General features: G+C 60.9%; 22 protein-coding genes. 13 read left to right on the plus strand and 9 right to left on the minus strand.

Annotation, left to right across the window (positions count from 1 at the left end; translation table 11 throughout):
• The first annotated feature begins 81 nt into the window (after positions 1 to 81).
• The gene (gene deoR, locus BLU46_RS00130; protein ID WP_093196982.1) at positions 82 to 840 is read left to right on the plus strand and encodes a DNA-binding transcriptional repressor DeoR; all 759 of its coding nucleotides are present in this window, start codon (positions 82 to 84) and stop codon (positions 838 to 840) included.
• On the opposite strand, the gene BLU46_RS00135 is transcribed toward deoR, so the two are convergent.
• From BLU46_RS00135 to BLU46_RS00155, 5 genes are all read right to left on the minus strand, one after another.
• Positions 837 to 1,883 (minus strand): aldose 1-epimerase family protein, encoded by a 1,047-nt coding sequence (locus BLU46_RS00135; protein ID WP_093196986.1) that lies wholly within the window; start codon positions 1,881 to 1,883, stop codon positions 837 to 839. The two genes, deoR and BLU46_RS00135, sit on opposite strands and share 4 nt — an antisense overlap.
• Positions 1,880 to 3,211, minus strand: a complete 1,332-nt coding sequence (fucP, locus tag BLU46_RS00140) for an L-fucose:H+ symporter permease (RefSeq protein WP_063030119.1) — start codon at positions 3,209 to 3,211, stop codon at positions 1,880 to 1,882. The genes BLU46_RS00135 and fucP overlap by 4 nt, the downstream gene beginning before the upstream one ends.
• 28 nt (positions 3,212 to 3,239) lie before the next feature.
• Entirely contained in the window at positions 3,240 to 4,160 is a 921-nt protein-coding gene (gene rbsK, locus BLU46_RS00145) for a ribokinase (RefSeq protein WP_093196990.1), read from the minus strand.
• A gap of 105 nt (positions 4,161 to 4,265) precedes the next feature.
• Positions 4,266 to 5,180, minus strand: coding sequence for a site-specific integrase (locus BLU46_RS00150; protein WP_093196994.1), 915 nt, complete (start codon positions 5,178 to 5,180; stop codon positions 4,266 to 4,268).
• Between the two features lie 104 nt (positions 5,181 to 5,284).
• Positions 5,285 to 6,073 (minus strand): M949_RS01915 family surface polysaccharide biosynthesis protein, encoded by a 789-nt coding sequence (locus BLU46_RS00155; RefSeq protein ID WP_063030115.1) that lies wholly within the window; start codon positions 6,071 to 6,073, stop codon positions 5,285 to 5,287.
• Positions 6,074 to 6,544: 471 nt separating this feature from the next.
• Between BLU46_RS00155 and arnC the strand changes: the two genes are divergently transcribed.
• From arnC to BLU46_RS00215, 12 genes are all read left to right on the plus strand, one after another.
• Positions 6,545 to 7,579 carry an undecaprenyl-phosphate 4-deoxy-4-formamido-L-arabinose transferase gene (gene arnC, locus BLU46_RS00160; protein ID WP_032869197.1) on the plus strand — a complete coding sequence of 345 codons (1,035 nt, stop codon included), beginning with the start codon at positions 6,545 to 6,547 and terminating at the stop codon, positions 7,577 to 7,579.
• Positions 7,576 to 9,567: a bifunctional UDP-4-amino-4-deoxy-L-arabinose formyltransferase/UDP-glucuronic acid oxidase ArnA gene (arnA, locus tag BLU46_RS00165; protein ID WP_093196998.1), complete on the plus strand. Its 1,992-nt coding sequence runs from the start codon at positions 7,576 to 7,578 to the stop codon at positions 9,565 to 9,567. Before arnC ends, arnA begins: the two co-directional genes overlap by 4 nt.
• Positions 9,567 to 10,451 (plus strand): 4-deoxy-4-formamido-L-arabinose-phosphoundecaprenol deformylase, encoded by an 885-nt coding sequence (gene arnD / locus BLU46_RS00170; RefSeq protein ID WP_093197009.1) that lies wholly within the window; start codon positions 9,567 to 9,569, stop codon positions 10,449 to 10,451. Before arnA ends, arnD begins: the two co-directional genes overlap by 1 nt.
• Positions 10,448 to 12,103, plus strand: a complete 1,656-nt coding sequence (gene arnT / locus BLU46_RS00175; RefSeq protein ID WP_093197012.1) for a lipid IV(A) 4-amino-4-deoxy-L-arabinosyltransferase — start codon at positions 10,448 to 10,450, stop codon at positions 12,101 to 12,103. Before arnD ends, arnT begins: the two co-directional genes overlap by 4 nt.
• Entirely contained in the window at positions 12,100 to 12,447 is a 348-nt protein-coding gene (gene arnE, locus BLU46_RS00180; protein WP_003217625.1) for a 4-amino-4-deoxy-L-arabinose-phosphoundecaprenol flippase subunit ArnE, read from the plus strand. Before arnT ends, arnE begins: the two co-directional genes overlap by 4 nt.
• On the plus strand, positions 12,444 to 12,857 hold the full coding sequence (gene arnF, locus BLU46_RS00185; protein WP_063030106.1) for a 4-amino-4-deoxy-L-arabinose-phosphoundecaprenol flippase subunit ArnF: 414 nt from the start codon (positions 12,444 to 12,446) through the stop codon (positions 12,855 to 12,857). The genes arnE and arnF overlap by 4 nt, the downstream gene beginning before the upstream one ends.
• Complete coding sequence (locus BLU46_RS00190; RefSeq protein ID WP_093197016.1) at positions 12,854 to 14,233, plus strand: UDP-glucose dehydrogenase family protein; 1,380 nt, start codon at positions 12,854 to 12,856, stop codon at positions 14,231 to 14,233. The genes arnF and BLU46_RS00190 overlap by 4 nt, the downstream gene beginning before the upstream one ends.
• A gap of 3 nt (positions 14,234 to 14,236) precedes the next feature.
• Positions 14,237 to 15,859 (plus strand): ArnT family glycosyltransferase, encoded by a 1,623-nt coding sequence (locus tag BLU46_RS00195; protein ID WP_093197019.1) that lies wholly within the window; start codon positions 14,237 to 14,239, stop codon positions 15,857 to 15,859.
• A gap of 469 nt (positions 15,860 to 16,328) precedes the next feature.
• Positions 16,329 to 16,559, plus strand: a complete 231-nt coding sequence (locus tag BLU46_RS00200) for a type VI secretion system contractile sheath small subunit (RefSeq protein ID WP_093197022.1) — start codon at positions 16,329 to 16,331, stop codon at positions 16,557 to 16,559.
• 175 nt (positions 16,560 to 16,734) lie between these two features.
• Positions 16,735 to 17,433, plus strand: coding sequence for an HPP family protein (locus BLU46_RS00205; RefSeq protein WP_093197026.1), 699 nt, complete (start codon positions 16,735 to 16,737; stop codon positions 17,431 to 17,433).
• Between the two features lie 142 nt (positions 17,434 to 17,575).
• Positions 17,576 to 18,679: an enoyl-CoA hydratase/isomerase family protein gene (locus tag BLU46_RS00210; protein WP_093197031.1), complete on the plus strand. Its 1,104-nt coding sequence runs from the start codon at positions 17,576 to 17,578 to the stop codon at positions 18,677 to 18,679.
• A gap of 3 nt (positions 18,680 to 18,682) precedes the next feature.
• Positions 18,683 to 19,834, plus strand: coding sequence for an acyl-CoA dehydrogenase family protein (locus tag BLU46_RS00215; RefSeq protein ID WP_093197034.1), 1,152 nt, complete (start codon positions 18,683 to 18,685; stop codon positions 19,832 to 19,834).
• Positions 19,835 to 19,973: 139 nt separating this feature from the next.
• Here BLU46_RS00215 and BLU46_RS00220 read toward each other — a convergent pair whose 3' ends face one another.
• Genes BLU46_RS00220 through BLU46_RS00235 form a run of 4 tightly spaced genes read right to left on the minus strand, consistent with a single transcriptional unit; the run spans position 19,974 to position 23,856 of the window.
• Positions 19,974 to 20,747 carry an enoyl-CoA hydratase gene (locus BLU46_RS00220; RefSeq protein WP_010171088.1) on the minus strand — a complete coding sequence of 258 codons (774 nt, stop codon included), beginning with the start codon at positions 20,745 to 20,747 and terminating at the stop codon, positions 19,974 to 19,976.
• A 9-nt stretch (positions 20,748 to 20,756) separates the two neighbouring features.
• Positions 20,757 to 21,884 carry an acyl-CoA dehydrogenase gene (locus BLU46_RS00225; protein ID WP_063030095.1) on the minus strand — a complete coding sequence of 376 codons (1,128 nt, stop codon included), beginning with the start codon at positions 21,882 to 21,884 and terminating at the stop codon, positions 20,757 to 20,759.
• Between the two features lie 9 nt (positions 21,885 to 21,893).
• A complete protein-coding gene (locus BLU46_RS00230; RefSeq protein WP_063030094.1) occupies positions 21,894 to 23,078 on the minus strand; it encodes an acetyl-CoA C-acyltransferase in 1,185 nt (394 codons plus the stop codon).
• Between the two features lie 10 nt (positions 23,079 to 23,088).
• A complete protein-coding gene (locus BLU46_RS00235; protein ID WP_063030093.1) occupies positions 23,089 to 23,856 on the minus strand; it encodes an SDR family NAD(P)-dependent oxidoreductase in 768 nt (255 codons plus the stop codon).
• Positions 23,857 to 23,874 lie beyond the last annotated feature (18 nt).

Below are 23,874 nucleotides of genomic sequence, written 5' to 3' on the forward strand. Positions count from 1 at the left end.
ACAGCGCTCACATAAAATACGTTACAATACTCACACTTAATGTTACTTGTTTAACACAAACAATCAAGCCCTGGAATACTCGTGGACAGTAGAAAAGCCGAGCGACTCAAGCTTATCCAACAAGCCTTGCAGGACCAGAACGCCATTCACCTGAGGGAAATGGCTGCGCTGCTGGACGTGTCCGAGATGACGCTGCGCCGCGACCTCAGCCATTTCACCGACCACTTGCGCCTGCTCGGTGGCCATATCACCCGGGTCAGCAGTGAGGCCAGCGATTACCGGGTAGCCGACCAGGACACCCGCCACGTCGAGGAAAAGCGCCGCATCGGCAAACTCGCCGCCCGGTTGATACAACCCGGTGACACGGTATTTTTCGACTGCGGCACCACCTCGCCCTTTGTCATTGATTTCATCCCGGATGAGCTGGAGTTCACCGCGGTGTGCAGCTCGTTGAACGTGCTGCTCAGGCTGCAGAACAAGCCCAACTGCCACATCGTGTTATGCGGCGGCACCTTTCACCGCAAGAACCAGGTGTTCGAAAGCAGTGCCGAAAGCAGCATTCTCGACAGCGTGCGCCTGACGTGGGCCTTCGTGACTGCCGCGGGCGTCAGCCAGGAATTCGGTGTGACCTGCTTCAACTTCAATGAAGTCGAGGTCAAGCAAAAGGTCCTGCGCCAGGCCCAGCAACGCGTGCTGCTCGCCGACTTCAGCAAGTTCGACACGGTGCGCACCGCGCACTTCGCGACCCTGGGGGACTTTCAGTACGTGGTCAGCGACAAGAAAATCCCCCGCGCCTACAAGGACGCCATTCAGGCCAGCGGCGCGCAATTGCTGGTTTAACCCAGCAACCTCTGCCGCTCCTGCGCATTCAAGTAGCCGGTGGTCACGCTGAACGAAGCGCTGGCCCCGGCTGCCAGCTGACGCACGTGCCCTTTGGCTTTCTCGGCGTTATAGCCTTCGGGCTCGCAGGTTGAAGGGAGCACGAACGCCGCCACTTGCTGATCCGGCGTGTGCAGAATCCAGCGTGCCGCGTGCTCGAACTGTTCGGGACGGTAACGGGTATAGAACGCCGCACCATCGCTATGCTCCAGCAGAAAGTGCGCGTGGCCCGTGGCGTCAGTACCCACGTCGTCGAAGAAAAATACAATCTCAGGGTCGTACAGGGCTGGCTGATCGAGGCAGGCCACCTGGGCTGGATGTTCGGCCAGCTGCGCCATGTAGGCAGTCCAGTCAGGCGTCGGCTTGACGTGGTCCGGCACGCTGGTACGCAGGCGCAAGCGCTGCATCCCCAGCGGCTCGACGAACCGGCCTCCGGCCACATAGGCGTAGTTCATGTGGGCCATGTACATCAGGTCCATCGGTTTGCCAGCCAGGTTGGTCACGTCCATGTCGATGTCGAACACGGCCGAATCGGCGTGCAGTGTCACGCTGGGGCACGCCCGGTAACGATCACCGAACCCCTTGGCGTATTGGTACGAGCCGCCCAGGCGCACAAAACCCTCGCCTATTTCCAGCCAGCCCGTGTCCATGGGCGCACAAGGCATTTCGCCGTGCAAAGCATGGGTATCATCCGGCGCCGGGCAACCATTACGCAGCAGGCCACTGTGAAACATGAAGCAGCCGTAGGTATCGATGATCGTCGGGCTGGGACGGGGCTGTTCGAACAGGTTGCTCATGGTCAGGTCGCAGCCGTCGAACACGGCCGACCAGATCATCTGCCCCTGATAAGGCAATACCACCAGTCGCCCACGGCTGTTCTCCAGGCTCACCGCCAGCACGCCGGACGGATACGTCCAGGCGCTGACCTTGAAATCTCCAGACTGCAACAGGATCTTTTCCTGCTCGGTAAATACCGCGCGATACAGCGGGATATGCGTGTTCATGAGGCCACCACCGCTGCCGCACCCAACGGGGCTGTGTCTGACTGGCGCAGGCATTTGACCGCATAGATTACGATCACGATAAAGCACAGCAACGGCACGCTGTAGGCCAACTGCATGTTGCCCCCGCTGGCGTCGGACAACAGGCCCTGGAAGATCGGAATCACCCCGCCGCCGACAATACTCATCACCAGCAAGGAACCACCGACGCCGGTGTCTTCACCCAGGCCATCGATGGTCAGCCCGTAAATGGTCGGCCAGCAAGGGCCGAGGAAAATGCTCACGCCCACCGCTGCGTACACTGCCGAAATATTCGGCACCAGAATGGTGTAGGCCAGCAGCACGATGCACAGCACGCCGTAAATCGCCAGGACCCTGGCCGGGTGTAGTCGGCGCATCAGCAAGTTGGCGATCATCTTGCCGACAAAGTACGCGGCAAAAGTGGTCAGCAGAAACCATGAAGCACTGCGTTCATTCATGCCACCCATTTGCATGGCCAGGCGGATGGTGAAGCTCCACACACCTACCTGCGCGCCCACATAGAGAAACTGCGCGAGCACGCCAAAGGTAAAGCGCGGGTTGCGCCACAACCGTCCCAGGCTTTGACGCAGGCTCCCGGGCTTGCTGTCGGCCGGCTTATTGCCCTTGCAGGCCGGGAACCTGGTAATGGCGATCAGGATAAACATCAGCACCAACACAGCGATCATCCACTTGTAGGGCAACAAGGTGGACTGAATCATCTGCAGCTGCTGCACCGCCGCCTCGGAGACGCTCATCTGTTTCAGTTGTTGAGTGGTGGCGTCGGTGTCCTTGAACATCACAAAGCTGCCCACGTACACCCCGGCCATCGCGCCGAACGGGTGAAAGGTCTGGGAGATGTTCAGGCGCCGGGTCCCGGTTTCCCGTGGGCCCATCAGCGTCGAGTAGGTGTTGCACGCCGTCTCCAGGAACGACAGGCCGGCGGCAATCACGAACAGCGCCAGCAAAAACATCCCGTACTTGGCCGTGGACGCCGCCGGGAAAAACAGCAGGCAGCCGAACATGTACAGCATCAGGCCAATCAGGATCGTGGTCTTGTAGCTGAACCGACGAACCACCATCGCCGCCGGAATCGCAACAAAGAAGTAACCGAGGTAAAACGCCGACTGCACAAAGGCGGTCTGGAAATCACTGAGCAAAAACGCCTTCTTGAAGTGGGCGATCAGCACGTCATTCATGCTCGCCGCAGCCGCCCACAAGGCAAAGATGCTGCACAGCAGGATAAAGGCGAACCAGGGCGTGCGGTTCAGGTAGAAACCATCGGGCGTCTGTTGCAGCGCAGGTTTGTTCATTATTGTTCTCCGGGCTGGGTAGAGGGTGTTAGCGCTGTTGCTGGAAGCGGGCGAATGCTTCGCTGTCGGGATAAGAGGTCTGGGTACCCAGCGCCGTCACCGAACACGCCGAATACGCCACCGCCTGCTCCATGGCATAACGGATCTGGCCGTCGCGGCTCCAGTGCTGAACGAAGCAACCGATAAAAGCGTCACCAGCGCCGGTGGTGTCACGGGCGTCGACCCGCTGGCCCGGCACCTCGAATTCACCCTCCTCGCCCACGTACAACGCACCGTGTTCGCCGAGGGTGACGATCACGTGGCGAATGCCGCTGGCGACCAGGGTGCGTGCAGCGATGCGGGCCGAGTCCGGCGAATCCACGACTTGGCCGGTAATCAACGCCAGTTCGGATTCGTTGGGGATCAGGAAATCCAGCTGCGCCAAGTGCTCAGCGCTCAACCCGGCCAACGCCGGCGCCGGGTTGAGCAGCACGGCGATGCCGTGGCGGTGAGCGAATTCGATGGCGTAGTAGACCGTCGGCAGATTGATCTCCAGTTGCAGCACGATCAGCGTGCACTCGCGCAGGTCGGCGGCCGCCGCGTCGATATCCGCCGGTAGCAAATGCGCATTGGCGCCCTTGACGATCAAAATGCTGTTGTGGGAGTCGGCCCGCACGAAAATCGGCGCCACGCCGCTGGACACGCCGGGCACCCGCTGTACGTAACGGGTGTCGATACCAAAACGCTGGAAGTTGGCCAGTGTGTTGTCGGCAAACATGTCGTCACCGACTTTGCTGAGCATCAACACATCCGCCCCAAGCTTGGCTGCCGCCACCGCCTGGTTGGCCCCTTTGCCGCCGCAACCCAGGGCAAAGCCCGGCGCTTCCAGGGTTTCGCCCTGGACCGGCATGCGGTCGATATAGGTAATCAAATCCACCATATTGCTGCCGATGACTGCGATCTTGCCCATTGCTATTCCACCTTGTTACGGCACGGCCAGGCAGGTCGTGGCGCTCTTGTTTTGTTATTTAAATAACATTAGGTGTGAATATTCAATCTTTTTTTTGCGAGGACGCTACAAATCAAATCGATCCACTGCCCGCCGGCGTTCGTTGTCGTCACGCACGTCATAGTTGGCGGTGGTCTGGATATTGGTGTGGTGCGCCAGCTTCTGGGCGATGGACAGGTCGTACTCTTCGATCACTCGGGTGATGAACGAACGGCGGAAATCATGGGGCATGATTTTCACGCCGACTTGTTCCCCGCGCTGACGGGCGATGTAGTAAATCGCGTGCTTGGTAATGCGCTCGCGGGTGATGTGGCTGCCTCGGCGAATGCGGTTGAACAGGAACTTGTCGTCCTGCTCACCGGGTTTCAACTGGCTGCGACGGAACTCCAGCCACGCCTCCAGCTTGGCGAAGGCCCAGGCCGGCGCGTACTTGATCAGTTGTTTGTTGCCCTTGCCGGTGACGTGCAGGCTGCGCTCGTCAAAATTGACCTGGCCCAACTCTATATTCACCGACTCCGACTTGCGCATGCCCGAGCCATACAGGATCCCGATCACCGCTGCGTCCCGCAGGCCCTGGGGACGCGGGTCGGCGGCGCAGACCTCCATCAACTCACGAATCAGCGTACGCCGCAGGTTGCGGCCCTGGCTCAGCCGCGTGCCGGCCATGGCCTTGACCGAACGCATCTTCAACAGGTGATCCTGGCTGATCAGGCTCATGCGCCAGGCCTCGTTCATCACCCCACGCACGGCGTTGACGTACAGCGATGAGGTGTTCGGCGCATAACCGTCTTCCCGCAACGCCGCCACCAGGGCCATGACGTGTTCAGGCTGCAGCAGGTGCCAGTCGATGTCTTCGAGGTTGATGTCTTCAAAGCCCAGGCGGTCGGCGGCGTCTTGCAGTACGTAGCGCATGGTCAGCTGGCTGGAGGGTGCCAGGCGGGTGAGGTAAAGGGTCAGCGGGTTGCGGGTAGACTCAGTCAAGGGAGATCAGCCTTTGGATTAAATATGTCGACTAACCATTTGTTTAATCGACATATTTAGTGAATTGGCGAGCACCGAGTCTAGCGCAGGTCAATCCCCAGGGGCTATTCCTGATCGTCTTCCGCCGGGGCGGGTGTCTGCTGCTGGCTCCAGTCGGTGTCCTGCTTCTGCATCAAGGCAAACCAGTGCTGGCGCATGAACTCCAGGTACGGTTTGGGCGCCTTGGCAAAGTCTTCCTCGTCGCCATAACAGCCCGGAAGTGGCAGCTCGGTGCCTTGCTCCTTGTACTGGCTGACCAGCGCTTGCTGGGCGGCGATGCTGCAATCCTTGGGCAACGGCATGCCTTGCAGGGCGCCGGCATCTTCATCCCACCAGCTGGCACCATAGCGGTCGATGCCACGCAGGCGGTACTTCTGCGACTTGCCGATGTGCATGATCAGCTTGAAATCATTGGGGCTGACATCGCTGGTGCAGGTGCGGCTATACCCCACCGTGACCTGACTGATGCCGTCACCCAGCAGGTCGGTGACCTTGGTGGCGTCGGTGTTGTAGTGCGCCCCGGCGTCGAACTCGCAATGCTGCACGTCGTCGTAGAGCATCCACAGGCGCTTGGGCCGGTCACCGTCGAGCAGGTACTGGGCCGCATAGACAAAGGCGGACTGCGCGCCGTCGTCGTCGCGTTCGCTGACTTGCTCAGCGAGCACCAACAGATTCTTGCCCTGTTTATCGCTCCAGGTGAAGGCGCCGACCTGTTTACCCCGCACTTCTACGCCATCGGGCACCTGGTCGATGGCCGTCAGTGCCACGCCGTCATCGGCCCGCACACTCGTGGCCCAGGCCACCGTCATCAACAACACCATCAACATTGGCCGTAAACGCTGCACGCTATTCATCCGACTGCCCTGGCAAGAGATGGCTTACTTTACCGGCACTTGCACGGCATTGCAGAGAAGATTCTTCAGGAATGAACCCGCGCGCAGGAAAAGGCCACTATCCAGTCTGCAGGGGCCAACGACGGCGTTGTCCATGGTTCTGTTGTTTACCTGAACCCTAGCTGTCTACCTGCCAAAAAAACGACTTTTTCATCTGCGTTTCATATTCGTTGAACATTTTTGCGCTTAATCTTGGCGGCACGACTTGAGAACGAACCGTACTTTGCAGGTTAACTCGTTGATTCCGCTTTACCTTTGAGCGTTTTGGTCTTTACTCACATAACCCATGGAAGACCCACTGTGACCTGTCAGGACTGTCGAATGAATGCCACAAATCAACGCTATCTTTGACCGGATGCCTGGCATCCAAGGCTGACGATAACTGCTGTCTTTACGCTTCAAGTTGCTCTAAACCCCCGAGGTAATGAATCTTTGAAACCCTATCCAATTCATTGCGTGTCGATCGTTATCCCGGTCTACAACGAACAAGAAAGCCTGCCTGAGCTGCTGCGCCGCACCATGGCCGCCTGCAAACAGCTGGCTTACGAATACGAAATCATCCTGGTGGATGACGGCAGCCGCGACAATTCTGCGCAATTGCTGGAAGACGCCGCCGCCCTCGAAGGCAGCAACGTGGTGGCGGTGATCCTCAACCGCAACTACGGCCAGCACGCCGCGATCATGGCCGGCTTCGAGCATTGCCGGGGCGACGTCGTGATCACCCTGGACGCCGACCTGCAAAACCCGCCGGAAGAAATCCCGCGTCTAGTCGAACAAGCCGCCCTGGGCTACGACGTAGTTGCCACCGTGCGCAACAATCGCCAGGACTCGGCTTTCCGCCGCTGGCCGTCGCGCCTGATCAACCTCGCCGTGCAGCGCTCCACCGGCGTGGCCATGAGCGACTACGGCTGCATGCTGCGCGCTTACCGTCGCACCATCGTCGACGCGATGCTGGCCTGCCGCGAACGCAGCACTTTTATCCCGATCCTGGCCAACAGCTTCGCGCGGCACACCACGGAAATCCTGGTGCATCACGCCGAGCGTGAACACGGCGAATCCAAATACAGCCCGATGCGCCTGATCAGCCTGATGTTCGACCTGCTGACCTGCATGACCACCACGCCATTGCGCCTGTTGAGCATCGTCGGCTTCAGCATGGCGGCGCTGGGCATGCTCTTCGCCTTTGCGCTGATCATTCTGCGCCTGGCCTTTGGCGCAGGCTGGGCCGGCGACGGTACCTTCGTCCTGTTCGCCGTACTGTTTGTATTTACCGGCGGCCAGTTCATCGGCATGGGCCTATTGGGTGAATACCTGGGCCGCATGTACAGTGACGTCCGGGCCCGCCCACGGTTCTTTATTGAAAAAGTGCTGCGCAACCAACCGGCAGCACCGGCCGAGACCTTTACGGTCGATGGCCTGACCTCCTCCCACACTTCTACTTCTCCTTCCGATCAGGTTTCGTCATGAATTCAAAAGCTGTTGTCTTCGCTTACCACGATATTGGCTGTGCTGGTATCGAAGCCCTGCTCAATGCGGGTTACGAAATTGCTGCCGTGTTCACCCATGCCGATGATCCCAAGGAAAACAATTTCTACGATTCCGTCGCCCAACTGTGCGCCCGCAACGGTATCCCGGTGCACGCCCCGGAAGACGCCAACCACCCGCTGTGGATCGAGCGCATCGCCAAGCTGAACCCGGACTACATCTTCTCGTTCTACTACCGCAACCTGCTGAGCGAAGCCCTGCTGGCCACCGCCAAGAAAGGCGCGTTCAACCTGCACGGCTCCCTGCTGCCACAATACCGTGGCCGCGCACCGGCCAACTGGGTACTGGTCAACGGCGAAACCGAAACCGGCGTGACCCTGCACCGCATGGTCAAGCGTGCCGATGCCGGCGCGATCCTGGCCCAGCAGAAAGTCGTGATCGACCGCACCGACACCGGCCTGACCCTGCACGCCAAACTGCGTGACGCGGCCACCAGCCTGCTGCGTGACGCCCTGCCGCAGCTGGCTCAAGGCAAGCTGACCGAAACCGCCCAAGACGAAAGCAAAGCCACCTACTTCGGTCGTCGCACCGCAGCTGACGGCAAGCTGGACTGGAAAAAACCGGCTGAAGAGCTGTTCAACCTGGTTCGCGCCGTTACCCAACCGTACCCGGGCGCCTTCTGCGCCGTGGGCGAGCACAAGCTGATCGTCTGGAGCGCTGAAGTCGTCAAAGGCAACGAAGGCCTGGCACCAGGCCGCGTGATCAGCGTCAACCCGCTGCGCATCGCCTGCGGTGAAGACTCCCTGGTGGTCAAGTTCGGCCAGCGCAACGAAAACGGCCTGTACCTGGCCGGCCCGTCCCTGGCTGATGAACTGGGCCTGGTGGACGGTTCCGTCCTGCGCGGCGCCGAGTCCGGCCGCAAGCCACGCCGTACCCGCGTGCTGATCCTGGGTGTAAACGGTTTCATCGGTAACCACCTGTCCGAGCGCCTGCTGCGTGACGACCGCTACGAAATCTACGGCCTGGACATCGGCTCCGACGCCATCGAGCGCCTGCGCAGCCACCCGAACTTCCACTACGTGGAAGGCGACATCAGCATTCACTCCGAGTGGATCGAGTACCACATCAAGAAGTGCGACGTGGTCCTGCCACTGGTGGCCATCGCCACTCCGATCGAATACACCCGCAACCCGCTGCGCGTCTTTGAGCTGGACTTCGAAGAGAACCTGAAACTGGTTCGCTACTGCGTGAAGTACAACAAGCGCGTGATCTTCCCGTCGACATCCGAAGTGTATGGCATGTGCCAGGACCAGTACTTCGACGAAGACACCTCCAACCTGGTGGTGGGCCCGGTCAACAAGCAACGCTGGATCTACTCGGTCTCCAAGCAACTGCTGGACCGCGTGATCTGGGCCTACGGCGACAAAGGCCTGAAGTTCACCCTGTTCCGTCCATTCAACTGGATGGGCCCGCGCCTCGACCGCCTGGACTCGGCCCGCATCGGCAGCTCCCGCGCCATCACCCAGCTGATCCTGAACCTGGTGGAAGGCACGCCGATCCGTCTGTTCGACGGTGGCGAGCAGAAGCGTTGCTTCACTGACATCGCTGACGGTATCGAAGCCCTGGCCCGCATCATCGATAACGACAACGATAACTGCAACGGCCAGATCATCAACATCGGCAACCCGGAAAACGAAGCCAGCATCCGTCAGTTGGGCGAAGAACTGCTGCGTCAGTTCGAAGCTCACCCACTGCGCAGCAACTTCCCTCCGTTTGCCGGTTTCCGCGACGTAGAGAGCAAGGCGTTCTACGGCACCGGTTACCAGGACGTGGCTCACCGTAAGCCAAGCATCGAGAACGCCAAGCGCCTGCTGAACTGGGAGCCTACCGTCGAGATGAGCGAAACCATCGGCAACACTCTGGATTTCTTCCTGCGTGAAGCCATGCTCGAAATCGCGGACAAGCGCTGATGCAGGCAGGTCTACGCATCGACGTCGACACCTACCGAGGCACCCGTGAAGGGGTGCCACGGTTATTGGAGTCGCTGGATGAAGCCGGGGTCAAGGCGACCTTTTTCTTCAGCGTCGGGCCGGACAACATGGGGCGCCACTTGTGGCGCCTGATCCGCCCGCAATTCCTGTGGAAGATGCTGCGCTCCAACGCTGCCGGCTTGTACGGCTGGGACATTTTGCTGGCCGGCACCGCCTGGCCGGGCAAACCCATCGGTCGCGACCTGGGGCACTTGATGCGCCAGGCCAAGGCCGCCGGGCATGAAGTCGGGCTGCACGCCTGGGACCACCATGGTTGGCAAGCCAACACCGGGCGCTGGAGCGATGCACAGCTGATCGAGCAGATTCGCCGTGGCGTCGACACCTTGAACGACATCCTCGGTGAGCCCATCGACTGCTCAGCCGCCGCCGGTTGGCGTGCCGATGAGCGCGTGGTGCAAGCCAAGCAACAGTTCAACTTCCGCTACAACAGCGATTGCCGTGGTACCAGCCTGTTCCGGCCAACTTTGGCGGATGGCAGTGCCGGCACGCCCCAAATTCCGGTGGACATGCCGACCTTCGACGAAGTCGTGGGCCCGGTGGTGGCCGCCAAGGATTTCAATAGTTACATCCTCGACCGCTTCAAGCCGTCGAAGCTCAACGTCTATACGATCCACGCAGAAGTAGAAGGGATTCTGATGGCCAATGATTTTCGCCAGTTGCTCGCCCAGGCAGGGCAGCGCGGCATCGAGTTCAAACCGTTGGGCGACCTGTTGCCCGCCGACCTGACCACCCTGCCCCGGCAACAACTGGTGCGCGGCGTGCTGAGCGGCCGTGAAGGCTGGCTCGGAGTGCAAAAGGCATGATCCGGCGCTGGGCCCTGCCCCTGCTCCTGCTGGCTTTCGGGGTGTTCTACCTGATCCCGTTGACCACCCATGGACTGTGGATCCCCGACGAAACCCGTTATGCGCAGATCAGCCAGGAAATGCTGCTGACCGGCAAATGGGCCTCGCCGCACTTCATGGGGATTCGCTACTTCGAAAAACCGGCGGCCGGCTACTGGATGATCGCGCTGGGCCAGGCGATTTTCGGGCAGAACCTGTTCGGCGTGCGTTTCGCCTCGGCCTTGAGCACCGGCTTGAGCATCCTGCTGGTGTACGGCGTGGCCCGGCGGTTGTGGAACGACCCGGGCAAGAGCCTGGTCAGCGCCGTGCTGTACATGAGTTTCGTCAGCGTCGCCTTCCTGGCGGGCTACGCCAACCTCGACCCGCAGTTCACCTTCTGGGTCAACCTGACCGGCGCTGCGCTGTGGTTCTGCTTCGACAGCAGCACCCCCCGTGGCCGCTTGGGGTCGTGGGCCCTGCTCGGGTTCGCCTGCGGCATGGGCTTCATGACCAAGGGGTTCCTCGCCTGGCTGCTGCCAGTACTGATCGCCCTGCCCTACATGATCTGGCAAAAACGCTTTCGTGAACTGCTCACCTATGGCCTGGTGGCCGTGGCAGTGGCGATTGTCGTAAGCCTGCCTTGGGCGCTGATGGTGCATGCCCAGGAGGCGGACTACTGGAACTTCTTCTTCTGGCACGAGCACATCCAGCGCTTTGCCGGCGAAGACGCCCAGCACTCCGAGCCCTTCTGGTACTACCTGCCGCTGATGGTGGCGTTCAGCCTGCCATGGATGGCGTTACTGCCTTCCACCGCCAAACAGGCCTGGCTGGAAAAGCGCAGCGGCAAAATCGCCTTCCTGCTGCTGTGGTTGCTGATGCCTTTGGCGTTCTTCAGCCTGGCCAAGGGCAAGCTGCCGTCCTACATCATGCCGTGCCTGCTGCCTCTCGCTTTGCTGATGGGGCACACCCTGGCCGACAAACTGGCCCAGGCCCGTGGCCGCGTACTGCGCATCAATGGCTGGCTGAACCTGGTCATTGGCGTGCTGGGGCTGCTGGCCCTGACCTGGTTCCAATTGAAGAAGCCGGTGTATGAGCACGGCCAGGAAACCTTAAGCCTGGTGCTGGTGTTCGTCTTCCTGTTCGGCTGGATCATCGCCAACCTGCTGCAGGCCGCCCGCCCATTGCAGATGTGGGCCGCACCGGTGATTGGCAGTTGGTTGCTGGTGGCGCTGGTGCCGGCCGCGTTGCCGCACTCGGTGGTTTATAACAAGACCCCGGACCAGTTCATCATTGATCACCTCCAGGAGTTGCAGCCGACCACCGCACTGCTGAGCAACGACCTCGGTGCCGCATCGGCCTTGTCGTGGCGTCTGCAGCGGCCTGAAGTGATGCTTTACAACACCGTTGGCGAAGTGAAATACGGCATTGCCTTCCCGGACACCGCTTACCGCAAGATCGATGCCGCCAGCGTCCAGCAATGGATGAGCGATGCGCGCAAACAAGGTTCGGTGGGCGTGGTGATGCGGGTCAAGGGTGACGACGAGCGTCAGGAAGTGGACCTGCTGCCCAAAGACGGCAAGCGCTACGAGCAGGGCAATATCGTGATCCTGATCTTCCCGCAGAGTACGCCATGACCACGTTGCTGCTGTTGTTGGGCGCTTGCCTGTTGACCTGCATGGGCCAGGTGTCCCAGAAGTTTGCAGTTGAAGGCTGGCGTGACCAGCCGGATGGCTGGGCCTTGAAGCTGCGTTCGCCGTGGCTGTGGTCGGCGCTGGTGTGCCTGGGTTTGGGTTTGTTGGTGTGGCTGCTGGTGCTGCAACGCCTGGAAGTCGGCATCGCCTACCCGATGCTCAGCCTCAACTTTGTATTGGTCACCCTGGTGGCGCGCTTTGTGTTCCACGAACACATCGATGGCCGCCACTGGTTCGGTGTGCTGCTGGTGATTGCCGGTGTAGTGCTGCTGGGACGCCAGGTATGAGTCGCGCTCGCGGTTTTGCTCTGGCCCTGGGCAGCGTTGCACTGGTCAGCGGTGCCCAGTTGGGCATGCGCTGGAGCATGACGCGCCTGCCGCTGCCCACTGAATGGCTGACAGCACTCAACACCGGCGCCATCGACCTCGGCGCGCTGGGCGTGGTGATCCTGGCGATCATCGCCTATGCCCTGTCGATGCTCTGCTGGCTCGGCGCACTGAAAGATTTACCGCTGGGGCGGGCCTACTCGCTGCTCAGCATCAGTTACGCGCTGGTGTACCTGCTGGCTGCCAGCCTGCCGGTCTTCAACGAACATTTTTCCGTTTCAAAAACTGCGGGTGTGGCCTTGGTCATTCTCGGAGTCCTGACTATCAACTCTCGTCGTGCTAGCACCACAAGTCCCAGGAATGCCCCATGAAAATCAGTGTATTTGGTAGCGGTTACGTCGGTCTGGTACAGGCCACCGTGTTGGCCGAAGTCGGCCACGATGTCATCTGCATGGACGTTGACGAGAAAAAGGTCAAGTTGCTGCAACAAGGCCACGTAAGCATCTTCGAGCCGGGCCTGGCGGCCATGGTCAAGGAAAACCTCGAAGGCGGTCGCCTGACGTTTACCTATGACGAAAAACTCGCCGTTGAACACGGTGAAGTGCTTTTTATCGCCGTGGGCACCCCTTCGGACGAAGACGGCTCGGCCGACTTGAAATACGTGCTGTCCGTAGGCGATGCCGTGGCGCGCCACCGGATCAACCCGGTGATCCTGGTGGAAAAATCCACCGTACCCGTCGGCACCGGCGACACCTTGCGCGCGCACATGGAAAAAGCCCTGCACCTTGCCGGCCGTCATCTGGAATTCGATATCGTCTCCAACCCGGAATTCCTCAAGGAAGGCTCGGCCGTTGCCGACTGCCGCCGTCCGGACCGCATCGTCATCGGCTGCGAGCGTGAAGAAGTGCGCGACGTGATGCGCGAACTGTATGCACCGTTCAACCGCAACCACGACCGCATCATCTTCATGGACCTGCGCAGCGCCGAGCTGACCAAGTACGCCGCCAACTGCATGCTGGCCACCAAGATCAGCTTTATCAACCAGATCGCCGAACTGGCCGAACACTTGGGCGCCGACATCGAAGCTGTGCGTCTGGGCATTGGTGCCGACTCGCGGATCGGCTACCACTTTATCTACCCGGGCTGCGGTTATGGCGGCTCGTGCTTCCCCAAGGACATGCGCGCCCTGATCCACAGCGCCAAGGCTGCCAACTGCTCCAGCGACCTGCTGGAAGCCGTGGAAGCCATCAACCAGCGCCAGAAGAGCAAGCTGTTCGAACGTGCCAATGCGTTCTTCAAGGGCGACCTCAAGGGCAAGACCTTCGCGTTGTGGGGTCTGGCGTTCAAGCCCAACACCGACGACATGCGCGATGCCCCCAGCCGGGTACTGATGGAAGCCTTGTGGGCCGCCGGCGCCAATGTGCGCGCGTTTGACCCTGAAGCCATGCAGGAAACCCAACGCATCTACGGCGATGACCCGCGCCTGATGCTGATGGGCACCCCGGAATCCACCTTGAGCGGCTCCGACGCCCTGATCATTTGCACCGAATGGCAGCAGTTCAAGGCACCGGACTTCGACTTGATCCAGCAGCGCCTGAAAACCCCGGTGATCTTCGACGGTCGCAACCTGTACGACGGCGAACGCCTGGCGCGCAAAGGCATCCAGTACTTCCCGATGGGCCGCGGCGACTCCTGCAACTTGCCGATCCCCCAGCAAAACTGGGTGCCTCAGGCCGAGGAAGCCTAAGACGTGGACAAAGCCCATCCGCCCCTGCTCAGCCCGACGATCCGCCGACACTCTTGGGTGCTGGGGCTCCTGGCACTGGTCCTGTTTATCGCAGGCAACTGGAACCAGGCCATCATCGGTTTTGATTCGCGCTTCGTGCTGTTCGCCCAGGAGATGCTGCGCCATGGGCCGGGGTTCTTCCCGACAACGTACGGGCAACCTTATGCCGATTACCTGGCCACCTCGACGCTGATGACCTGGCTGCTGTCCCTGCCCCTTGGGCAGGTCACCAGCCTGACGGCCTGGCTGCCAACGGCCATTGCTTCGGCGCTGATCGTGGTGCTGATCTACCGGCTGACCGCGCCCTACTCCCGGCGCTGGGCGTTGCTGAGCATTGCGGTGCTGCTGCTCAGCAGTACCTTCATCAGCGAAACCCGCGCGGTGTCCCTCGACCAGATGCTGGCCGCCGTGGCCTTGGCGGTGTTTTACCTGGGTTATGCCCATGACCACTTCGGCGCCGGCAAACGCCTGCACTGGCTGTTCCTGCTGCTGATCCTGGGGTTCGCGATCCGTGGGCCGATCGGCCTGGTGATTCCCACCGGCATGCTGTGCAGCTATTACCTGATCAATCGTCAATGGCGGCAGCTGTTCAGTTTTGGCCTGTTGGCGCTGGCGTTGCTGGCGGCGTGTGTCGGCCTGTTGTTGCTGCTGGCCAAGCTCAGTGGCGGAGAGGCATTCATGCAGGACGTGATCCGCATGCAGTTCCTCGGCCGCATGGACGGTACCGAAGGCTCCAGCAGCAAGCTGTATTACTTCGCCAGCTCAATGGGCAATTACGCGCCTGCCTATCCATTGGCCATACTGGCGCTGATTGCGATTGTTGCCGGCGGTCGCGACGACAAGGGTCCGGCACTGAAACTTGTGCTGTATTGCCTGGCCGCCGGCTTGATCGTGATGATCGGCCTTTCGGTGCCCCAGGCGAAAAAGGCCCGCTATGTACTGCCGATGCTGCCCATGGCGGCGATCATTGCCGCGTATCCATTCCAGGTATCCCGCGGAAAACTGTTCGCCGGGTTGCGCTGGCTGATGCTGGCGCTGTGGACGGTCATTCCGGGTCTGCTGATCGCAGGGTTGTTCGTGGCGCGTCATCGCTTCCCTGAGCAGATGGGTAGTCTCAATCCGGTGTTCGGGCTGCTGATCGCGCTCCAGACTCTGGCGCTGGGACTGCTGTTCAACCGACGCCTTCGCTACCTGGGGCCGGCTTTCTCTGCCGTACTCGCGGTATGGCTCGCCTATATCGTGATGGTCGAGCCCCTGGAGCGCCGTCTGTATGACACGCGCACCTTTACCCTCCAGGCCCACACGCTCATCCAGCAAGAACGAGCACCGCTGGTGCTGCACGCACTGGGCAAGGACGCGAAAGCCATCAAGTTCATGGTCAACCTCGATTGCGACCAGGTGCCGTTGTTTACCCAGTTGCCCGCCGAACTGGCGCCGATCCAGGCGCCTGCCTGGCTGATCATGAGCCAGGCGGACTACGAGGCCTTGAGCGATCCGCGTATCCGCTCACTGGAACCGGTGCTGACCGGCCAGTTCGACAAGAACCCCTATGTGCTGCTGCATTTGACCAAACCCGCGCAACCTTGATACTTGCTAACGGGATAAGCGGCACAGGCTGCTTATCCCGTGCCAGTACAATCCGTAGTTATAAATCCAAGTGCATGTAAGAAACTTCTTTACCCATAAAACTTCGAAACTTTTCGGTTTGTAACTATCGGGAAAAATCCTACGCATCTATCCGCATGCGCCGATGCACGCCCCCTTCCCGCTCCAAGTCACCAACTGTAGACTCGCCTGCAAAGTGAGTTATTTATTTAATACCTTCTAACTATTCTCAGAAGTGCCAAAGGTGCGGTGCAGGGCCGCCCTGTTACTGTCGTACGAAATTCGGCGACCGTAATAGCAAGCCATCTATCGTGAAGTACCCGATTAAAGAAACAGCCGCGATAACAATAAATACGTTTTAAACAGCACTTAGCGCTGCCGTTTATTTCATTTAGAGGAATGTTCTGTGTCCGACCATCGATTGCCCGCCCCCTCCCTCTCTGACACTGCTATGCCGTTATCTCGCGACACGGTAAATGTGAGTTACATCCTCCAACCAAAACTGGATAGGCTCATGGAACTGCGCGATGCACTGGTAGTACTCAAGGGGCCTCTGGCCAACGATCCCTCACTGCGGGAAAACGTACAGAACCTGCTGATCAATGAGGAAACCAATGATCGGGTACTGGGCAAGATCGGCAGCCCCCTGCCGCCCCCAATCCGCCTGATACCGGCTGGCTGAGACGCTTTACTGCAAAAATACTGCACTTGACCTGCATTAATATGCATTGGCGGCAACCTTGTCCGATTGGCACACTGCGCAGGTTCCTCCCCCAAATGCAGGAACTGTTTTGAAAGGCTTTTCCGGGAAACCAGACAAGCCTTTTTTTTGCCCGTTTTTTATGGATCGCCCGTCAATGCTCGCTCGCTGGTTACCCGCTGCCATCAATACCCGCCCCGCCGAATGGAGTCGTGCCGCCATCGGCATGGCGTTAGGCACCCTGTTCAGTGTCTGGGTGTGCGCCCAGGTGTTTGGTATGGAGGTCGCCTTGCACCTTATAGGTCCGCTGGGGGCCTCGGCGGTGCTGCTGTTTGCCGTGTCTTCCGGCGCGTTGGCCCAGCCCTGGTCGATCATTGGCAGCTACCTGTGTGCCGGGGTCGTTGCACTGCTGGTGGCGCGGGTGTTGGGACGCACATTGGGCAGCGCATGCCTGGCCGCCGGGATGACCGTCATCCTGATCTGCTGGCTGCGCTGCCTGCACCCACCTGCGGGCGGGTTGGCGATGAGCCTGGTGCTGGCTGATCCCGCGTCCATTGCCATCGGCTGGCACGAACTGGGCGCAGTGATGCTGGGCGCCGCTGCCTTGCTGGCCTGCGCACTGGCCTATAACAACGCAACCCGCACGCGTTATCCCAAGGGAGCCAGCGAGCCCGCTGCGCCGAACTTCATGCCAACGGCCATCGAAAACCCAGGCATCAGCGCCGAAGACCTCAAGCAGGCCCTGGCCGAGCGCGAGCAGTTCCTGGACGTGACACCGCAGGAACTGGAAGAACTGATCCAGGCCAGCGAACGCTATGCCCGGCGACGGACGATCGGCGCGGTTTTCCAACGCTAGGGCCGGCATCATCCCTAGGGCAAAAATGCAAAAACGACCTGCATGATTCCGACTTGTACTGGGCAAATTTGCACTGGTACGATCGCGAGATGGTTCGCCTACGAATATCTTGATAAAGAACAATAAAAGCAGGGAGTTAGAGATGACTGCTCAGGTTTCATCCGAAGCAAGCAGCGCCGGGGTCGTGCACGACGAGGTCCTGGCGCACGTACGCAACCACATAGGCCACCTGACCCTCAATCGCCCCGCCGGCCTTAACGCCATTACCCTGGACATGGTCCGCAGCCTCAGCCGGCATCTGCAGGCCTGGGCCAACGACCCCGAGGTGTACGCCGTGGTGTTGCGCGGTGCCGGTGAAAAAGCCTTCTGCGCCGGGGGCGACATTCGCTCGCTGTACGACAGCTTCAAGAACGGCAACACCCTGCACGAAGACTTCTTCGTCGAGGAATACGCCCTCGACCTCGCTATTCACCGCTACCGCAAGCCGGTCCTGGCGCTGATGGACGGCTTCGTCCTCGGCGGCGGTATGGGCCTGGTACAAGGCGCCGACCTGCGGGTGGTCACCGAACGCAGCCGCCTGGCAATGCCTGAAGTCGCCATCGGTTATTTCCCGGATGTGGGCGGCAGCTATTTCCTGCCGCGTATTCCCGGGGAACTGGGGGTCTACCTCGGGGTGACCGGCGTGCAGATTCGCGCCGCCGATGCCCTGTATTGCGGGCTGGCAGACTGGTACCTCGACAGCGCCAGGCTTGCCGACCTCGACCAGCGCCTGGACCGCCTGAAATGGCACGACTCACCGCTCAAGGACCTGCAAGGCCTGCTGGCCGGCCTGGCGGTGCAACAATTGCCCGACGCGCCACTGGCGGCGCTGCGCCCGGCCATCGACCACTTCTTTGCCTTGCCGGATGTGCCGAGCATCGTCGAGCAATTGCAGCAAGTCACCGTCGCCGACAGCCATGACTGGGCTCTGACCACCGCCAGCCTGATGCAAACCCGCTCGCCCCTGGCCATGGCTGTGACCCTGCAGATGCTGCGCCGCGGACGCCACCTGCCCCTGGAGCAGTGCTTTGCCCTGGAGTTGCACCTGGATCGCCAATGGTTCGCCCGTGGCGACTTGATCGAAGGCGTGCGCGCGCTGTTGATCGACAAGGACAAAACCCCTCGCTGGAACCCTCCCACCCTCCAGGCGTTGGAGGCTGATCATGTCGAGAGCTTCTTCCGCGACTTCGACAAGAACGGGAACTAAGCCATGCAAGATATTGAATTTACTGAAGAACAGGTAATGATCCGCGACATGGCCAGGGACTTTGCCCGTGGCGAAATCGCGCCCCACGCCCAAGCCTGGGAAAAGGCCGGCTGGATCGACGACGCCCTCGTCGCCAAGATGGGCGAGTTAGGCTTGCTGGGCATGGTCGTGCCCGAAGAATGGGGCGGCACCTACGTCGATTACGTGGCCTATGCCCTGGCGGTGGAAGAGATTTCCGCCGGCGACGGCGCCACCGGCGCGCTGATGAGTATCCATAATTCAGTCGGTTGCGGGCCAATCCTCAACTACGGCTCACAGGAACAAAAGGAAACCTGGCTGGCGGAACTGGCCAGCGGCCAGGCCATCGGGTGCTTCTGCCTGACCGAACCCCAGGCCGGTTCCGAAGCTCACAACCTGCGTACCCGCGCCGAACTGCGGGAAGGCCAGTGGGTGATCAACGGCGCCAAGCAGTTTGTCAGCAACGGCAAGCGCGCCAAACTGGCGATCGTGTTTGCGGTGACCGACCCGGACCTGGGCAAGAAGGGCATCTCGGCGTTCCTGGTGCCCACCAATACCCCAGGCTTCGTGGTGGACCGTACCGAGCACAAAATGGGCATTCGTGCCTCGGACACCTGCGCCGTTACCCTCAACCAATGCACGGTGCCGGAAGCCAACCTGCTGGGCGAACGCGGCAAAGGCCTGGCCATCGCCCTGTCCAACCTCGAAGGCGGGCGCATCGGGATTGCCGCCCAGGCGCTGGGTATCGCCCGTGCCGCCTTTGAAGCGGCGCTGGCCTACGCCCGTGACCGCGTGCAGTTCGACAAGGCGATCATTGAGCATCAGAGCGTGGCGAATATGCTGGCCGACATGCAAACCCGCCTGAATGCAGCGCGCCTGCTGATCCTGCATGCCGCGCGGTTGCGCAGTGCGGGCAAGCCGTGCCTGTCGGAAGCGTCCCAGGCCAAACTGTTCGCCTCGGAAATGGCCGAGAAGGTCTGCTCTTCAGCGATGCAGATTCATGGGGGTTACGGCTATCTGGAGGATTACCCGGTGGAGCGTTACTACCGGGATGCGCGGATTACCCAGATTTACGAGGGCACCAGCGAGATTCAGCGAATGGTGATCGCTAGAGAGTTGAAAAACTACCAGCTGTAGCAGGTATTCGCAGAACCCATGTGGGAGCGGGCTTGCTCGCGAAGGCGGTGGATCAGTCGATACATCTGGTGACTGTAATACCGCCTTCGCGAGCAAGCCCGCTCCCACATTTTTGATCCTCAGCGTTTCAGGACAGTGTTTATTTGTCCTTGAACTCCGGCGCACGCTTGGCCACAAAGGCCGCCATGCCTTCCTTCTGATCCAGTGTGGCAAACGCCGCATGGAACACCCGGCGCTCGAAGCGCACGCCTTCGGACAGGCTCACTTCAAACGCGCGGTTGACGCTTTCCTTGACCATCATGCTGATGGGCACCGATTTGCTGGCAATCAGGGTCGCGACTTTCAATGCTTCGTCCAACAGCTCATCCGCCGGCACGATCCGCGCGACAATCCCGCAGCGCTCCGCTTCCACCGCATCGATAAAGCGCCCGGTCAGGCACATTTCCATCGCCTTGGCCTTACCTACGGCGCGGGTCAGGCGCTGGGTGCCACCCATGCCCGGCAGTACGCCGAGGTTGATTTCCGGCTGGCCAAACTTGGCGTTGTCACCGGCCAGGATGAAGTCGCACATCAAGGCCAGTTCACAACCGCCGCCCAGGGCGAAACCGTTGACTGCGGCGATGATCGGCTTGCGGCGGTTGGCCACGCGGTCGCTGTCGCTGAACAGGTCGTCGAGGTAGATCTGCGGGTAGGTCAGCTCAGCCATTTCCTTGATGTCGGCGCCGGCGGCAAAGGCTTTTTTCGAGCCGGTGAGCACGATACAGCCGATTTCCGGATTGGCCTCCAGGCTGTCCAACGCTTGGTTCAGCTCACTGACCAGCTGTGCGTTCAAAGCGTTCAGCGCTTGCGGGCGATTGAGAGTGATCAGTCCGACACGGCCCTGGACGTCCAGCAAAATGGTTTCGTAACTCATAGATACTCCTCAGAGATTGCGTGAAATGACCATGCGTTGAATATCGCTGGTGCCTTCGTAAATCTGGCAGACCCGCACATCGCGGTAGATCCGCTCCAGGGGAAAGTCGCTCAGGTAACCGTAACCGCCGAGGGTTTGCAAGGCTGCCGAACAGACCTTTTCGGCCATTTCCGAAGCAAACAACTTGGCCATGGACGCCTCCACCAGCGCCGGCTTGCCGCTGTCACGCAGGGCGGCGGCGTAATGCACCATCTGCCGCGCCACGGCGATTTGCGTCGCCATGTCCGCCAGGCGGAAGGCCACGGCCTGGTGCTCGATGATCGGCTTGCCAAAGCTTTCCCGCTCGCGGGCGTAGTCCCGGGCCGCCTCAAACGCCGCCCGGGCCATGCCCACTGCTTGCGACGCAATGCCGACGCGCCCGCCTTCGAGGTTGGCCAGGGCGATCCGATAGCCTTCACCCTCCTCGCCCAAACGGTTGGCCACCGGCACTTTCAAGTCCTCAAACAAGATCTGGCAGGTGTCGGAGGCATGCTGGCCGAGTTTGTCCTCGACCCGCGCCACGCTGTAGCCCGGCGAGTCGGTAGGCACGATAAAGGCGCTGATACCGCGCTTGCCGGCAGCCGGATCAGTGACCGCAAACACAATCACGATCCCGGCGTTTTGCCCAGAAGTGATGAACTGCTTGCAGCCATTGAGCACGTAGTGATCGCCCTCCAGCCGGGCGCGGGTTTTCAGGCCGCTGGCGTCGGAACCCGCCTGGGGCTCGGTCAAGGCAAAAGCGCCGAGCATCGCGCCGCTGGCCAGGGGCTTGAGGAACTGTTCTCGCTGTGGGTCGTTGCCGAACTTGAGGATCGGCACACAGCCCACCGAGTTGTGCACGCTCATGATGGTCGAGCAGGCACCGTCGCCGGCGGCGATCTCTTCCAGGGCCATGGCGTAGGCCAGGTAGCCGGTGTCGCAACCACCCCATTGCTCCGGGACCAGCATGCCGAAAAAGCCCAGCTCGGCCATTTCGCCAATGGCTTCCTTGGGAAAGCGATGCTCGCGGTCCCATTCGGCGGCGAACGGTTTGAGCCGCTCCTGGGCGAACTGCCGGGCGGCTTCGCTGATTTGCAGTTGTTCGTCATTCGGGAGCATAGAAATTCCTTAGTACAGACATTCAACAGCCATGGCCGTGGCCTCACCGCCGCCGATGCAGATGGCCGCAACGCCGCGCTTGAGGCCTTTCTGGCGCAGGGCCGAGAGCAGGGTCACCAGGATCCGCGCGCCGGACGCGCCGATCGGATGGCCCAGGGCACAGGCGCCGCCGTGGATATTGACCTTGCTGTGGGGAATCTCCAGCTTGCTCATGGTCACCAGGCTGACCACGGCAAAGGCTTCGTTGATTTCAAACAGGTCGACTTCGTCGAGGTTCCAGCCAGTCTTGCTCATCAGCTTACGGATCGCCCCCACCGGCGCGACCGGGAACAGGCCAGGCTCATCGGCAAACGCCGCGTGGCCATGGATCACCGCCAGCGGCTTGAGCCCGCGCTTCTGCGCTTCAGACTCGCGCATCAGCAGCAATGCCGCCGCGCCATCGGAAATCGAACTGGAGTTGGCCGCCGTCACCGTGCCGCCTTCGCGGAAGGCCGGCTTCAAGGTGGCGATCTTGTCCAGCTTGGCTTTTGGCGGCTGTTCGTCGTGGGTGATGGTTTTCTGCTCCTTGCCCACGGTGACCTGCACCGGGACGATTTCGGCGATGAAGTTGCCATCGGTGATCGCCTGTTGCGCACGGGTCAGGGAAGCAATGGCAAACGCGTCCTGGGCTTCACGGGAAAAGCCGTTGTGCTCGGCGCAGTCCTCGGCAAAGGTGCCCATCAGGCGGCCCTTGTCGTAGGCGTCTTCAAGCCCGTCGAGGAACATATGGTCGAGCACCCGGCCGTGGCCCATGCGGTAGCCGCTGCGGGCGCGGTCCAGCAGGTACGGCGCGTTGGACATGCTCTCCATGCCACCGGCGATGACCACTTCCACGCTGCCCGCCAGTAACGAGTCATGGGCCAGGATCGTGGCTTCCATGCCCGAACCACACATCTTGTTGAGGGTAGTGCAGCGGGTCGATTTATCCAGGCCTGCGCCTAGAGCAGCCTGACGTGCAGGTGCCTGGCCGAGGCCGGCGGGCAGCACGCAACCGAACAGCACTTCATCCACGGCATCGGTGGCAATACCGGCACGCTCGACCGCTGCACGAATCGCCGCAGCCCCCAGTTGCGGGGCGGTCAGGCCCTTGAGGTCGCCCTGGAACCCGCCCATTGGGGTGCGTACTGCGCTGACAATAACGATGGGATCAGTCATGAAAATCTCCTTATTTGGCCGCCATGCGCAAGGCACCGTCGAGACGGATCACCTCGCCGTTGAGCATGCTGTTTTCAATGATATGCCGCACCAGTGCGGCGTACTCGCCTGGCTTGCCCAAGCGCGGCGGGAATGGCACACCGGCGGCGAGGGACTCCCGCACTTCCGGGGTCATGCCAGCCATCATCGGGGTTTCGAAAATGCCGGGGGCGATGGTCATCACCCGAATCCCGTAGCGCGCCAGCTCACGGGCGGCAGGCAGGGTCAGGCTGGCGATCGCACCCTTGGAGGCGGCATAGGCCGCCTGGCCGATCTGCCCGTCAAACGCCGCCACCGAAGCGGTGTTGATGATCACACCGCGCTCGCCATCGGCATTTGCCTCGGTTTCAGCGATAGCCGCCGCCGCCAGGCGCAGCAGGTTGAAACTGCCGATCAGGTTGACGTTGATCACCTGGGCGAAGTTGGCCAGAACGTGGGGGCCGTTTTTGCCAAGGATTTTCTCGCCGCGAACCACACCGGCGCAGTTGACCAATCCGTGCAAACCACCAAAGGCCGCAACCGTGGCCTGCACCGCCGCTTCGGCGGCGGCTTCCTGGCTGATATCCGCGACCACGCTGCGGGCCTGCTCGCCGAGCTTTTGCGCCTGGGCCGCCACTGCGTCAGCGTTCAAATCCACCAGCATCACCTTGGCACCGGCCGCTACGAGCATCTCGGCCGTGGCCGCGCCGAGGCCTGAAGCGCCGCCGCTGACCAGAAAAACCTTGTTCTCAATCTGCATCACTGTTTCCTTGAAGAA

The organism is Pseudomonas yamanorum, from assembly GCF_900105735.1.
GTDB classification, from domain to species: Bacteria; Pseudomonadota; Gammaproteobacteria; order Pseudomonadales; family Pseudomonadaceae; genus Aquipseudomonas; species Aquipseudomonas yamanorum.